Raw genomic sequence first — 14,460 nt, 5'->3', positions numbered from 1 at the left:
AGGCTCGCTCCCACAGTGGGAATGGGTGTTGGCAGCTGGAGACTGGTCGGCTGTCAGGCCGCCATCGCTGGCAAGCCAGCTCCCACAGGTGGATTGGGTGTGTTCAGTTGGAGATTTGGTCGGCTGTCAGGCCGTCTTCGCTGGCAAGCCAGCTCCCACAGGTGGATTGGGTGCGGTCTGTTGGAAACTGGTCGGCCCATAGGCCGCCTTCGCTGGCAGGCTCGTTTCCACAGAAAAGCAAAGCAGTCCAGGCAGACCGCATGCTTTTCACCACTCAACAGGATGAGCGTTAGCTCGGCTGTAGCTCTTGATCTTGCCGTGCCGGCCCCATCGGCAGGCTGAGTGGAGGGGTTTATCCGGGGGTGGGAGCGCAGCGACCGTTTGGCGTAGCCAAACGCATCGAGAGGAGGTGCAGCGAAGCAAACCGTAGGCGATGCCCCCGGATGAACCCCGTAACGAAGGAACCCGAGCCTAAGCGAGGGCCGTACGCCGGGGCCAAGCCTTTTGCTTACTTTTCGGCGTCTGGAAAAGTGAGTCGCTGTAAGAGCGAAACCATAAGAAGCCGTTACCGCAGAAACGGATATGTACTCGGTAACCCAAAAGAACGCAGCGCTCGCCAGCCCCCAATCACCCCTTGTCAGCCTTCCCCGCCGCCGCCGCAAACTTCGCCAACCGCACATCCAGATGCCGCGGCCGCCGCCCATGGTCCTCAGCCCGCTCCTTGCGCCGAATCGCATTACGCACCATCAACGACCCCAGATACCGAATCGGCTCCGGCGGAAAATACCCCAACGGCCCGTTCACCAAGGGCGAACGGGTCCACGGGTTATCGAGCCCCTGCACCAACGAGGCAAGAATCTGCCCGCCCATGTGACACGGCCCGACGCCACTGCCGGAATAACCAAAGCCATAGAACACATTGCCACTAGCGCTCATCTGCCCAAAAAACGGCAACCCGGTCACCGAACGATCCGACGGCCCGTTCCAGGTCGCTTCCACCTTGACCTCGGCAAACGTCGGAAAAAACGCCCCAAGGCTGCGCCTGAGCAAATCCGCATAGGGCGATGGCTGATCGAACACCGGCAGCATCCGCCCGCCAAACGCAAACGTGTTGCCACCCTTGCCAAGCATGATCCGGCCATCCGGGGTGTTGTGGTAGTAGTGCACGAAAATCCGCGAGTCGAGCACAGTGACGCCGCTGGTCAAACCGATTTCCTGCAACAGATCCGGGCGCGGTTCGGTGATCAGCATGTCGCTGGAAACGATCGCCACGCTGCGTTCGAATTGTGGGAACGCGCGGGCCATCCACGCGTTCATCGCCAGCACCACGCGGTCGGCAATCACGCGCCCATGGGCGGTGTGGATTCGCGCCGGGCGGCCCTCTTCCAGACCGGTCATCGCGGTGTTTTCGTGGATCTTCACGCCCAGCTGCAACGCCACCCGGCGCAAGCCGCGCACCAGTTTGCCCGGTTGCACACTGGCGGCTGCTGGCGAGAACCAGCCTTCCAGATGTTGGCTGGAACCGGCCATGCGCTGTACGTCGGCCACGGGACGCTGGGTGAACGAGTTGATGCCGTTACGCTCCAGCGCCGCGATCACGGCGTCGGTCGAACCGACCTGCGCCTTGTTGGTGGCGGTGTACAACGTGCCGTCGAGGCGGTAATCGGCATCGACGCCGTACTGTTCGCAGAATTCGCCGATGGCGTGGATGCTGCGCTCGGATTCCTTGACCAGGCGCACCGCCTCCTCGACACCGAACAGGCGCTCGAGGGTGAAATACTTGGCCGACCACGACAACGCGCAACCACCGTTGCGCCCACTGGCACCGGCGCCGCAGATGTCGGCTTCGATCATCAACACGTCGAGCTCAGGGTTCTGCTGCTTGAGCATGATCGCCGTCCACAACCCGGTGTAGCCACCGCCGACGATGCACACGTCGGTGCGCACTTCGCCTTGCAGCGGCGGGCACGTCGGGGATGGGTCGGCCTGCAAGGCTTGTTCGAGCCAAAAAGGTCGCATGGGATTCTCCAGTCAGATGGCCACGACACAGCCTGCCGCGAGTACCGCAGCAGGCCGCGAGGCGAGGGTTTTCAGTTACGCAGGGGTTTGATGGTCAGCGGGCAATTGGGCACAGACGCGCGCGGTTCCATCACTCCGACCGGGCGGCTATTCCAGTGCGGAATCAGCACCAGCGCCGAAAACAGGGCGCAGCCGGCGAAGACAATGAACACCGTCACCGAATCGAAGTAACCCGGCAGCAATCCGCCGAGCACCGCGCCAACCGAGCCACAACCGTTGACGAAACCGGCCGCGGTGGCACCGGCCTTGGCCTTGCCGAAGTCAATCGCCGCCGCGCCGCTGATCATCGAATCCGGTCCGTACAGGGTAAGTCCCATGACAAACAGCAGCGCCACCACCAGCATCACGCTGCCGGTGTGCAACGCGCCCATGAACAACGCCAGGGTCACGGTCAGCGCCAGCAGGCTGAGGACACAGGCCGGCATGCGCCGGGCGCCGAACAGCTTGTCCGAGGCCAGGCCGATCATGATCGGCCCGAGCAGACCGGCCAGTTCAAACGAGGTGGGAATGATCGCCGCGCCGACCTTGCCGACACTCGGCATCTGCTCGAAGACAATCACTGGCCCCCACAACAGAATCGCGTAACGCGCCGGTTTCAACATGAAGTACGCCAGACCCAGCACCAGCACCGTGCGGTTGCGCAGGATTTCCTTCAACGGCTCCCAGACGCTGAGCTTGCTGTTGGCCTCGGTTTCTTCAGCGCTCAGTTCCGGCTCCGGCTCCACGGCCGGCAGGCCGACGTCTTCCGGTTTGTTGCGCTGAAAAATGAAGAACAGCAGCGCCACCGCCGCGACTACCGCGGCGCTGGATATGAACGCCGCGTGCCAGGTGCCGATCAGCGTATACGCCCACCAGCCGGCAAACGGCGAGGCCACCAGACCGCCAAACGCATAGCAGGAGCTCCACAATCCGAGCACCCGCCCGCGCTGCTGCGCCGGGAAGAAACTGCCGAGGTTCTTGCACAATCCCGACCAGCCGGTGGACTGCGCCAGGCCCTGAATCAGCATGCAAGTGGCGAAGATCGGTAGCGTGGCAAAACTGCCCATCACTAACGCCGCCGCAGCGGAAATCAACAGCCCGCCGAGCACCACGACCCTTGGGCCGAAGCGGTCGGCGAGCATGCCCCAGGTGAATTGGCCGATGGCGTAGGCCGCCAGATAGATCGCATCAAGGTTGGCCATGGCCATCTTGTCGAGCATGAAGGTCGGGTCTTCCGCGATGCCCAGTTTGGCCACGGAAAACGCTTTGCGGGTGAAGTAGAAAGCGGCGTACGCGAGCCAGGTGATAGCGAAAATCTGCATGCGCCAACGCGCAAGGGTGCCGATGTGCTTGTTCATTGTGGTTCTGACCTCAGGGTGTGAGTGTGCCGGCAGAATCGTTAAGTAAACGCCTGTGTTTTTTATTGTTGAGCACTGCGCCAGCGCCCCGTCCCTATGGCGATAGCGGTCAGATGAGTCCTGTTATTGCACGCACAGGCTCATCGCCAGCGTTGCTGCCCGAGCGGGCAGTCAGCGCTGGCGTGAGCGGATCAAAGCAATTACTGTTTAATAAATAAAATCGATTTATCGTATTTCACACATAAGCTCAGCTTTTTTATGGAGGCTATATGTCGGTGTCCCACGCCCAGCTCAAAGCCTTTCACGCCGTGGCTGTACACGGAAGCTTTACTAAAGCGGCCGAACGGCTTTTTCTCACGCAACCGGCGATTTCCGACCAAGTGCGCAAACTGGAGGAGCGCTTCGGTGTGTTGCTGTTTCATCGCAACAAGCGTTCGGTGCGCCTGACCGATCTGGGCGAGCGCCTGCTGGCGATCACCCAGCGGCTGTTTGTGATTGAGGCTGAAGCCCAGGAGCTGCTGCAGGAATCCCAGGCGTTGCAGACCGGCAGCCTGATTCTCGCAGTGGATGCCCCGATACATGTGCTGCCGCTGATTGCGCGGTTCTGCGAGCGCTACCCGGGGATCAGCGTGAAGATCGAGACCGGCAACACCGATGAATCGCTGTTTCGCCTGTTCAACTATCAGGCCGATCTGGCGCTGCTTGGGCGTGATGTCAGCGATGAACGTCTGCTGTGCGTGCCGCTGCGCAATGATCCAATGGTGGCGTTCGTTTCGCGCCATCATCCATGGGCCGAGCGTGAGTCGATCTGCCTGGCGGATCTGGATGACACGCCGCTGGTGCTGCGCGAGCACGGCTCGGTGACCCGCCAGACCCTGGAAGAAGAAATGGCCGGCGCCGGGTTTCGCATCCGTCCGGCGATTCAGGTCGAAGGCCGGGAAGCGGCGCGCGAGGCGGTGGTGGTGGGAATTGGTGTGGGGGTTGTTTCGGCGGCGGAGTTCGGCGCGGATTCGCGGGTGTGTGCGTTGCCGATTACCGACTGCACCCGGCGATTGACCGAGACCCTGGTGTGCTTGCGCGAGCAGAGTTCGCGGCGGGTGGTGGCAACGTTTCTCGATATGGTGCGCGAGAGCCTGACCTGACCCACCTCCTGTAGGAGCTGCCGCAGGCTGCGATCTTTTGATTTTGCTTTTAAAAACAAGATCAAAAGATCGCAGCCTGCGGCAGCTCCTACAGGGAGTTATGGGCATGGCGCAATACCTGCTCGCGAAGGGCCATAACGCGGTGTATCAGGCCGGCGCCAGAGCGAAGAACGCCTGAATCAGGCGCAACTCCCGCCGCCGCTCCATGCAGCCGATCATGTGCCGGTTCACCAGCCCGTCCCCGACAATCGGAATCGCCACCACCCGCGGGTCATGACTGACCTCTACCGACGACACCACGCCCACCCCCAGTTCTGCCGCCACCGCTTCAGTTACCGCCTCACGGCTGTCGAGTTCCAGCAGCACCCTTGGATTGACCGCCGCCTGCGCACACGCCTGATCGAAGGTGCGCCGGGTGATCGAACTCGGCTCGCGCAACACCATGATCACCTGATCCAGCTCCTTGAGCCGCACCTCGCCGCTACGCTGCGCCCACGCATGCCCGGCGGGCACCAGCGCGCAGATCCGCGATTCGCTCAAGGCTTGCAGATGCAGGCCCTTGCGCGGTTCGACCTCGGTCAGCACCGCCACGTCCGCGTGTTCCGATAACAGCGCGGCGAGGGTTTCCTGGGCATTGCCCAGACGCAGATTCACCGTGATCCCCGGATACCGCGCGCGCAGGCTGGCAAGCATCGGCATGACCATGTGCGGACCGTCCGCCGCCACTTCCAGACGCCCGGTGAGCAACTGACGGTTGGCCTCGAGCAGGGTCTGCGCTTCTTCGGCCAGGCCGAACATGGCGCGGGTAATCGCCGCCAGTTTGGTGCCCTCCTCGGTCAGCTCGACCCGGCGCGCGGTACGGCGCAACAAGGTGATCTGGTAATGCTCCTCCAGCGCCTTGATGTGCCCGGTCACCGCTGGCTGGCTGATGAACAGGCGCACGGCGGCGCGGGTGAAGCTGCCTTCCCGGGCCACAGCGTCGAAAGCGCGCAGCTGGAACAGATTCATGGATAACCCTCACTGATGGCTGGCATAACAACAAACAATTTGATTGATGACTCGGCGAATTGCAACGTATGCCCCGTAGCTTCATCCCACAGCGCTATCGCGAGGACACACGAATGAGTACTGCCGCACCCATCCTGCTCACTCCCGGCCCGTTGACCACCTCGGCCCGCACCCGCCAGGCAATGCTGGTCGACTGGGGGTCATGGGATGACCGCTTCAATCAACTGACCGCCAGCCTCTGCGAGCAATTGCTGGCGATCCTCAACGGCGCCGCCACTCACCATTGCGTGCCATTGCAGGGCAGCGGCACCTTTGCCGTCGAAGCCGCCATCGGCACCCTGGTGCCACGTGACGGCAAGGTACTGGTGCTGATCAACGGCGCCTACGGCAAGCGTCTGGCGAAAATCTGCGAAGTGCTCGGCCGCTCGTTCAGCACCTTCGAATCCGCCGAAGACGAACCGACCACCGCAGCCGACGTCGACCGCCTGCTGCGCGCCGATGGCGACATCACCCATGTCGCGCTGATCCACTGCGAAACCAGCACCGGCATCCTCAACCCGCTGCCGGAAATCGCTGACGTCGTGCAGCAGCACGGCAAGCGCCTGATCATCGATGCCATGAGCTCGTTCGGTGCGCTGCCGGTGGACGCGCAAAACGTCCCGTTCGATGCGTTGATCGCCGCTTCTGGCAAGTGCCTGGAAGGCGTGCCGGGGATGGGTTTTGTGTTCGCTCGCAAGGAATCGCTGGCCGCAGCCGCTGGCAACTCGCACTCGCTGGCGATGGACCTGTATGACCAGCACACCTATATGCAGAAGACCGGTCAATGGCGCTTCACCCCGCCGACCCACGTGGTCGCGGCGCTGCACGAAGCGTTGCTGCAATACAACGAAGAAGGTGGCCTGCCCGCTCGCCATGCGCGCTACGCCGCCAACTGTCAGGCACTGATGGACGAGATGGGCAAACTCGGCCTGCGCAGCTTCCTGCCGGCGGCGATCCAGGCGCCGATCATCGCCACCTTCCATGCCCCGCGAGACCCGCGCTACCAGTTCAAGGACTTCTACGAACGGGTCAAGGCCAAGGGTTACATTCTCTACCCCGGCAAACTGACCCAAGTGGAAACCTTCCGCGTCGGCTGCATCGGCCACGTCAGCCCGGATGAAATGCGCCAGGCCGTGGCGGCGGTGGGTGAAGTGCTGCGCGAAATGGAAGTGCTGGAGATCTGAATCACCACGATACCTGTGGGAGCGGGCTTGCCCGCGATAGCGGTCTGACCATCAGCATAGATGTCGACTGAAAGGGCCCCATCGCGGGCAAGCCCGCTCCCACAGGATCGCCGAACCTTTTGAATTGCATTGCCAACACAGGATTCTTATTGCCATGAACTACGTAAACCCAAGCAAGCTGCAAGCCGCGATCCTCGACTGGGCCGGCACCGTGGTCGATTTCGGCTCGTTCGCGCCAACGCAGATCTTCGTCGAAGCCTTCGCCGAGTTCGACGTTCAGGTGTCCATCGACGAAGCCCGTGGCCCGATGGGCATGGGCAAATGGGACCACATTCGCACCCTGTGCGATCAACCGCAGGTCGCCGAGCGCTATCGCAAAGCATTCGGCCGCACCCCGACCGACGATGACGTGACCGCCATCTACAACCGCTTCATGCCGCTGCAGATCGAAAAGATCGCCGAACACTCGGCGCTGATTCCCGGCGCACTGGAAACTATCGCCCACCTGCGTCAGCAAGGGATCAAGATCGGTTCCTGCTCCGGTTACCCGAAACAGGTGATGGACAAGGTCGTGGCGCTGGCCGCCACCAACGGCTACGTTGCCGACCACGTGGTCGCCACCGACGAAGTGCCAAATGGCCGTCCATGGCCGGCTCAGGCGCTGGCCAACGTGATTGCGCTGGGTATCGATGACGTCGCGGCCTGCGTGAAGATCGACGACACCGTGCCGGGCATTCTCGAAGGTCGTCGCGCCGGGATGTGGACTGTCGCGCTGATCTGTTCGGGCAACGCGCTGGGCCTGGACTACGCCGGCTACCGTGCGCTGGGCAGCGACGAACTGGCCAGCGAACGCAAACGCATCCACGCATTGTTCGCCGGTTCCCGTCCGCACTACATGATCGACACCATCAGCGACCTGCCGGAAGTGATTGCCGACATCAACAAGCGCCTGGCCAACGGCGAGATGCCGCAATCGAGCTGATTACGTCTTTTGTCAAAACAACAAAAAACGCCAGGGTCTTCGCGACACTGGCGTTTTTTTTATGGCTGCGGCCTTGAGTCAGCGCTTTGAAACTCCGATCAGCCTCAGGCAAATCCGCCAAAGCGGATTACAGTTAAAGCATGCCGTCGCACAAGAACGGCACGTGGCGACTCTGATCTGTGAGGAAACACCGTATGCCGTGGACAAGTTCCGAATCGCGCTACAGCACCGTGTCCGTGCTGCTGCACTGGCTGATGCTGATCCTGTTGATCCTGGTCTATGCCAGCATGGAATTGCGCGGGATCTTTCCCAAAGGCAGTGGCGGCCGCGCGCTGATTCGCGAAGTGCATTACATGCTCGGCCTGACCGTGTTCGTGCTGGTGTGGTTTCGCCTAGTCGCCCGCAGCATCGGCCCGGCACCAAAAATCTTCCCGGCCTCGCCGCAGTGGCAAACCCTGCTGGCGCGGGTGATGCACTGGCTGTTGTACCTGTTCATGATCAGCATGCCGATCCTCGGCTGGCTGATCACCAGCGCCGAGGGGCACCAGGTGATGTTCTACGGCTTCGATCTGCCGCTGCTGGTCCACGAAGACAAGGCACTGGCCAAACAGGTGGAGCACTGGCACGTACTGATCGGCAACATCGGCTATTGGCTGATCGGCCTGCACGCGCTGGCGGGGCTGTATCACCATTATGTGGTGGGTGATAACACCTTGTTGCGGATGATGCCCAAGCGCGCGCCACGCTGAGGCCCGGTTTTGACCATTGTAGTGAGGGGATTCATCCCCGATGGGCTGCGAAGCGGCCCCAAAACCTGTGCACGCGGTGGATCAGACTCAATGCGTGCTCAATGAGGGGCCGCTGCGCAGCCCATCGGGGATAAATCCCCTCACCACAGGGTTACTCATTCATCCTGTGGTAAATCCTCGCCGCCCTTGCAACCCACCCGTGTGCACGAAGATCAACCGTGTACCTGACGCGAATCCGCCCGCCTCGATCCGCTCCTTGAGCGCCAGCAACGCCTTGCCGGTGTACAGCGGCTCCAGCGCAACGCCGCTACAGCGTTCAATGCTCTCGATGAATGCAAGTAGCTGCGCGTCAACCTTGGCGAAGCCGCCGCGACTGGCGTCGAGCAGCTCGTAGTCGGCAGCAGCGACACCTGCCTCCTGCATAATCGCCGCCACCTGCGGCGCCACGCCATGATCCTCGGGCACCGCCAGTGCGCCATACACGGGATGCGCACCGGCCTCGGCGAGCACCAGCCCTGCCAGCGTCGTCCCGGTGCCGCAGGCCAGCCACCAGCCGTGATAATTGCTCCAGCCCAGGTTGCCCAGTTGCGCGATCACCTGCTCCTTCAACACCTTGCAGCCCAATGCGCCCGCCAATCCGCCACCGCCCTCCGGCACCGCATGAAAATCTGGATACTGCGCCCGCCACGGCTCCCAGAACCCCGGCTCATGCCGCGCCCGATAGCCGCCGAAACCAAGCCAGTGCAGTTGCATGCCGAACGCTTGCAGATCGCTGACCGTCGGCGTTTGCTGTGGATGGCCGCGCAACAGGCCAACCGTTTCGAAGCCAAGACGCTTGCCCGCCGCCGCGAGCGCATGCAGATGATTGGAATGCGCGCCACCGAGGCTGATGACGCCCTGCGCGCCAGCGCGGTCGGCGGCCTTGAGATGCTCGACGAGTTTGAACCATTTGTTGCCGCTGATCAGCGGGTCGATCTGGTCCAGACGCAGGATCGCGACCTCGATTCCGGCGCGGGTGAGCCAGTCGAGTTCAAGCAATTCGAGGGAGGCTTGGGGCAGCCAGTGGGCGGGAGGAAGAAGCATGGGCGACTGATCGTTCTGGGCTGAGGCCCGCATTCTAGTCGCTCATAAGCAGCCATCGCGAGCAGGCTCACGCCTGCATGGGTTCGATGGTGCTCACCGAATCAGTGAACAACACAAACACTGTGGGAGCGAGCTTGCTCGCGAAAGCGGAGTGTCAGCCAATATATATGTCGACTGACACCACGCCTTCGCGAGCAAGCTCGCTCCCACAGGTTAAGCGGCGTAGCTTAGAGCTCAGCGGCCAGACGCGCCCCCTGATTGATCGCGCGCTTGGCATCCAGCTCCGCCGCCACGTCGGCGCCGCCGATCAGGTGCACATTCTGCCCCGCCGCGACCAGACCTTCCTGCAGATCGCGCAGTGGATCCTGGCCGGCGCAGATCACGATGTTGTCCACCGCCAGCACTTGCGGCTCGCCGGTTTCGCCGATGCGGATGTGCAGGCCTTCGTCGTCGATCTTCAGGTATTCGACGCTGTTGAGCATCTGCACCTGCTTGTTCTTCAGACCGGTGCGGTGGATCCAGCCGGTGGTTTTACCCAGACCATCACCAACCTTGGATTTCTTGCGCTGCAACAGGAACACTTCACGAGCCGGAGCGTGCGGCGCCGCCTTGATCCCGGCCACGCCACCGCGCGCTTCCAGGTTCGTGTCGATGCCCCACTCTTTCCAGAACGCGGTGCGATCCAGACTGGTGGCCACGCCTTGGTGCACAAGGAATTCCGAGACATCGAAACCGATGCCGCCCGCGCCGATCACCGCCACGCGCTTGCCCACCGGTTTGCGCTCAAGAATCACGTCCAGGTAACTCAGCACCTTGGCGTTGTCGACGCCAGGAATTGCCGGCACTCGCGGCGCGATGCCGGTGGCGAGGATGATTTCGTCGTAACCGCCTTCAACCAGTTTCGCCACGTCGACGCGGGTGTTCAGGCACACCTCGACATTCGTCGTCTGCAACTTGCGCTTGAAGTAACGCAGGGTTTCGAAGAACTCTTCCTTGCCCGGCACCCGTTTGGCGATGTTGAACTGGCCGCCAATTTCGCTGGCCGAATCGAACAACGTCACCTGATGTCCGCGCTCGGCGGCCACGGTTGCAGCGGACAGACCGGCAGGGCCGGCACCGACCACAGCGATCTTCTTGATCTGCTGTACCGGCAGATAGTTGAGCTCGGTTTCATGGCAGGCACGCGGGTTGACCAGGCAACTGGTGAGCTTGCCGCCAAAGGTGTGGTCGAGGCACGCCTGGTTGCAACCGATGCAGGTGTTGATTTCGTCGGCGCGGCCTTCTGCAGCCTTGTTGACGAAGTCAGGATCGGCGAGGAACGGCCGCGCCATCGAGACCATGTCGGCATCGCCTTCAGCGAGGATCTGCTCGGCGATTTCCGGGGTGTTGATACGGTTGGTGGTGATCAGCGGAATGTTCACCGACCCGCGCAGTTTGGCGGTGACCTTGCTGAACGCCGCGCGCGGCACCTTGGTGGCGATGGTCGGGATCCGCGCTTCGTGCCAGCCGATGCCGGTGTTGATGAGGGTTGCGCCAGCCTGCTCGATGGCTTTGGCCAGGGTCACGATCTCATCCCAGGTGCTGCCGCCCTCGACCAGATCGAGCATCGACAAACGGAAGATGATGATGAAGTTCGGGCCGACCGCTTCACGCACCCGACGGACGATTTCCACCGGCAGGCGCATACGGTTTTCGTAGCTGCCGCCCCAGCGGTCGGTGCGGTGGTTGGTGTGGGCGGCGAGGAACTGGTTAATGAAGTAACCTTCCGAGCCCATGATTTCCACGCCGTCGTACTCGGCGGTTTGCGCCAGTACCGAGCAGGTGACGAAATCGCTGATCTGTTTCTCGATGCCGTCCTCGTCCAGCTCTTTGGGCTTGAACGGGTTGATCGGCGCCTGAATCGCGCTTGGTGCAACCTGTTTCGGACTGTAGGCATAGCGCCCGGCGTGGAGGATCTGCATGCAGATCTTGCCGCCAGCCTCGTGCACCGCGCGGGTGACGATGCGGTGCTTGAGCGCTTCTTCCTCGGTGGTCAGCTTGGCTGCGCCGGAGTACACGCCACCCTCGTCGTTCGGGCCGATACCGCCGGTGACCATCAGGCCGACGCCGCCACGAGCACGTTCGGCGAAGTACGCCGCCATGCGTTCGAAGCCACCCGGTTTCTCTTCAAGGCCAGTGTGCATCGAGCCCATCAGGGTGCGGTTGCGCAGTGTGGTGAATCCCAGGTCCAGCGGGGCCAACAGGTGCGGGTAATGAGCGGCGGTCATCGGTAACTCCACAACGAGCGATCACGGAAATTGCGGGAGCTCTGCGTCCCCCGTCAGTCATGTTCGACAGACTAAGAGTCGCACTGCTGTCACTCAATGACCGAAACTGACAACTTATTGATCCAAATGCGCAGCGCCCCTTGGCAAGCGCAGGCATGCGCCCTACCCTAGTCGCCACACCCTGTATCCGGTTGTTGTTGGTTTTCATGCGCAAACTTCTGTACCTGTTTTTCTCCATGGCCATCGTTGCCGCCCTGACCACCTACGCCATGTGGGCGGCGGACCGGCCGGCGGGACATTACCTGTCGGACCTGCGCATCAAACTGGCGGTCGATCAGGGCACGCCCGGCGACCGTGGCAACTTGCTGGGTATCCAGCCGGAACTGTTCCCCACCGACTACCAAAGCCCGGAGCGCCTGCACCGCAAACTCGCGGCCTATCTGCAGCAAGCGCAGGATCAGGGCCTGCTGAATGAAAAAACCGTGGTGGTGCTGCCTGAGCATGTCGGTACCTGGCTGATGATCAGCGGCGAGAAAGACGAGCTGTACCAGGCGCCGACCCTGGTCGAAGCGATGAACTGGCTGGCGGCGAGCAATCCGTTGCTGTTCGCCCGCGCCTGGCTTACTGCCAAGGGCGACAATCGCCTCGACGACGCGCACTTGCGGATGAAGTCCAAAGCCATGGCCAAGGATTACCAGGCACTGTTTGGTGGGCTGGCCAAGGAATTCCACGTGACGCTGGTGGCCGGCTCCATCGTCCTGCCCGAACCCAGCATTCGTGATGGCCAGCTCAAGCCCGGTAGCGGCGCGCTGTTCAACAGCAGCGTGGTGTTTGGCCGGGATGGTGTACCGCTGGGCCAGCCCCAGCGGCAAATGCACCCGATCTTCGAACAGCGCGATGTGATCGAGGGCGAAGATGCCCACGCGATCAACGTGGTCGACACGCCGGCCGGACGCCTGGGCGTGCTGATCGGCAGCGACAGCTGGTACCCGGACAACTATCGCCAACTCGACGAGCAAGGCGCGCAACTGGTAGCGGTGCCGGCCTTCGTCGTGGGTCACGGTGCGTGGAATCAGCCGTGGGCCGGTTATAAGGGCTCAAGTACACCGGGTTCGGTCAGCCTCAAGCCCGGGGAAATCAGTGAAGGTCAGGCCTGGCATCGCCTGACGCTCACCGCACAGCCGCCGAGCAGCCGTGCGATCGCCGGCATGAGCGTGTTCCTGCGTGGGCAGTTCTGGGACAAGCCCGGCTCGGGGCAAAGTTTCCTCAGCAGCAACGGCCAGCAATTCGCCGATGGCGAAGCCCGCGGCGCACATCTGCTGAACATCTGGTTGTAAGCCATGAAACCGCTGCCGATGCGCCTTGGGGATCTGTCGGTAGGTTTCGTGCACAGCCTGGCCGATGCCGTGCGCAGCCATGGCGTCGATCCGCAACCGCTGCTCGAACAATACGGCCTGGACGCGGCGCGACTGGCCGAAGCCGGTGCGCGGCTGTCGATCCCGCGCTACATGCGGCTGGGGCACAGCGCGATTCAGTTGACTGGCGATTCGGCGTTGGGTCTGCGCATGGGCCAGCTCAGCCGCTTGAGTCAGGCCGGGCTCGCCGGGGTCACCGCCGCACAGGCACCGACCGTGCGCGAAGCGGCCCGTTGCCTGATCCGCTTCGAGCCGCTGTACGGTTCCAACTATCGCGGACAGTCGAGCTTTCACGAGGATGCCCATGGCGCGTGGCTGCGCTTCTACTCGATCAGCCCGTACAACGCCTATAACCGCTTTGTGGTGGATTCGATCATCGCCGGCTGGCTGCATCAGCTGTCCAGCGTCAGCCGCGAGCCGTTGCGCGCCGAGCGCATCGACATCGAATTTGACGAGCCGGACTATCGCGACGCCTATAGCGTGCTGGGCGATTGCCCGATCCAGTTTGGCGCCGAACGCAATCGACTGCGCTTGAGCCTCGCCAGCCTCGCTCTGCGCAACCCGGAACACTGCCCAAGCACCTGGAAACACTTGCTTGCGTTGTGTGAACGGGAACTGGAGCAATTGACCCGCACCCGCAGCCTGCGCGAACGCATCACTCAGCTGTTGGGGCCATTGCTCAATGGTGGCCGGGAACCCGACCTGGAAGAAGTGGCGGCGCGTCTGAAGCTGCCGACCTGGACCTTGCGGCGCAAACTGGCCGAGGAAGGCACACAGTTTCGCGCCATACTCAACGACACCCGCCGCGACCTGGCAATGACCTACATCCGCGATACCGAACTGGCGTTCGGCGAGATCGCCTATCTGCTGGGCTTTGCTTCAGCCGAGGCGTTTCAACGTGCCTTCAAGCGCTGGAGCGGCCAGACCCCGGGCGAGTTTCGCCGCAGTCACCGCAAAACCGCCTGACGCCTTACAACTCGGTGGCGTCTTCGGCCGGTTCTGGCTGATCGAGTTCATACGCCTGATATTCGAGCAGTTCTTCTTGATAATCGTCCATCGTCTCATCCCCCTACTGCCCGCTAAAAAACAGCCCGGTCAAATGACCAGTGCCTCGAGCGTATCGTGCCCGTATGAAGGGAAAGTGACATCCCGCCTTCATGAATAAAACGTAGCAG

11 protein-coding genes are annotated in these 14,460 nt (G+C 62.3%); 6 read left to right on the top strand and 5 right to left on the bottom strand.

The window, feature by feature from the left end; translation table 11 throughout:
- Positions 1–627: 627 nt before the first annotated feature.
- Together GTQ41_RS10220 and GTQ41_RS10215 are read right to left on the bottom strand one after the other, a co-directional pair.
- Positions 628–2,019, bottom strand: coding sequence for an FAD-dependent oxidoreductase (locus tag GTQ41_RS10220; RefSeq protein ID WP_047291613.1), 1,392 nt, complete (start codon positions 2,017–2,019; stop codon positions 628–630).
- Positions 2,020–2,090: 71 nt separating this feature from the next.
- Positions 2,091–3,416: an MFS transporter gene (locus GTQ41_RS10215; protein ID WP_047291611.1), complete on the bottom strand. Its 1,326-nt coding sequence runs from the start codon at positions 3,414–3,416 to the stop codon at positions 2,091–2,093.
- A 269-nt stretch (positions 3,417–3,685) separates the two neighbouring features.
- On the opposite strand from GTQ41_RS10215, the gene GTQ41_RS10210 reads away from it, so the two are divergent.
- Positions 3,686–4,558: a LysR family transcriptional regulator gene (locus GTQ41_RS10210; RefSeq protein WP_047291609.1), complete on the top strand. Its 873-nt coding sequence runs from the start codon at positions 3,686–3,688 to the stop codon at positions 4,556–4,558.
- A gap of 147 nt (positions 4,559–4,705) precedes the next feature.
- Here the strand turns inward: GTQ41_RS10210 and GTQ41_RS10205 are convergent, their stop codons facing one another.
- Positions 4,706–5,566, bottom strand: coding sequence for a LysR substrate-binding domain-containing protein (locus tag GTQ41_RS10205; protein WP_047291607.1), 861 nt, complete (start codon positions 5,564–5,566; stop codon positions 4,706–4,708).
- 113 nt (positions 5,567–5,679) lie between these two features.
- Between GTQ41_RS10205 and GTQ41_RS10200 the strand changes: the two genes are divergently transcribed.
- The 3 genes from GTQ41_RS10200 (at position 5,680) to GTQ41_RS10190 (ending at position 8,520) form a co-directional block, all read left to right on the top strand.
- Positions 5,680–6,789, top strand: a complete 1,110-nt coding sequence (locus GTQ41_RS10200; protein WP_047291604.1) for a 2-aminoethylphosphonate--pyruvate transaminase — start codon at positions 5,680–5,682, stop codon at positions 6,787–6,789.
- 154 nt (positions 6,790–6,943) lie between these two features.
- Positions 6,944–7,771, top strand: a complete 828-nt coding sequence (phnX, locus tag GTQ41_RS10195) for a phosphonoacetaldehyde hydrolase (RefSeq protein ID WP_047291602.1) — start codon at positions 6,944–6,946, stop codon at positions 7,769–7,771.
- A 194-nt stretch (positions 7,772–7,965) separates the two neighbouring features.
- Positions 7,966–8,520: a cytochrome b gene (locus GTQ41_RS10190; protein ID WP_047291600.1), complete on the top strand. Its 555-nt coding sequence runs from the start codon at positions 7,966–7,968 to the stop codon at positions 8,518–8,520.
- Between the two features lie 159 nt (positions 8,521–8,679).
- Here the strand turns inward: GTQ41_RS10190 and GTQ41_RS10185 are convergent, their stop codons facing one another.
- Positions 8,680–9,603, bottom strand: coding sequence for a 1-aminocyclopropane-1-carboxylate deaminase/D-cysteine desulfhydrase (locus tag GTQ41_RS10185; protein ID WP_047291597.1), 924 nt, complete (start codon positions 9,601–9,603; stop codon positions 8,680–8,682).
- A gap of 227 nt (positions 9,604–9,830) precedes the next feature.
- Positions 9,831–11,870, bottom strand: a complete 2,040-nt coding sequence (locus tag GTQ41_RS10180) for an FAD-dependent oxidoreductase (protein ID WP_047291594.1) — start codon at positions 11,868–11,870, stop codon at positions 9,831–9,833.
- A gap of 206 nt (positions 11,871–12,076) precedes the next feature.
- On the opposite strand from GTQ41_RS10180, the gene GTQ41_RS10175 reads away from it, so the two are divergent.
- Both GTQ41_RS10175 and GTQ41_RS10170 read left to right on the top strand, forming a co-directional pair.
- A complete protein-coding gene (locus GTQ41_RS10175; RefSeq protein ID WP_047292035.1) occupies positions 12,077–13,207 on the top strand; it encodes a nitrilase-related carbon-nitrogen hydrolase in 1,131 nt (376 codons plus the stop codon).
- 3 nt (positions 13,208–13,210) lie between these two features.
- Positions 13,211–14,251 carry an AraC family transcriptional regulator gene (locus tag GTQ41_RS10170; RefSeq protein ID WP_047291592.1) on the top strand — a complete coding sequence of 347 codons (1,041 nt, stop codon included), beginning with the start codon at positions 13,211–13,213 and terminating at the stop codon, positions 14,249–14,251.
- Positions 14,252–14,460: the final 209 nt, after the last annotated feature.

It is taken from the genome of Pseudomonas sp. AN-B15, from assembly GCF_019056475.1.
Lineage (GTDB): Bacteria > Pseudomonadota > Gammaproteobacteria > Pseudomonadales > Pseudomonadaceae > Aquipseudomonas > Aquipseudomonas parakoreensis.
Note: the sequence above shows the minus strand (reverse complement) of the source record. Positions and strands in the feature narration are given on the sequence as shown.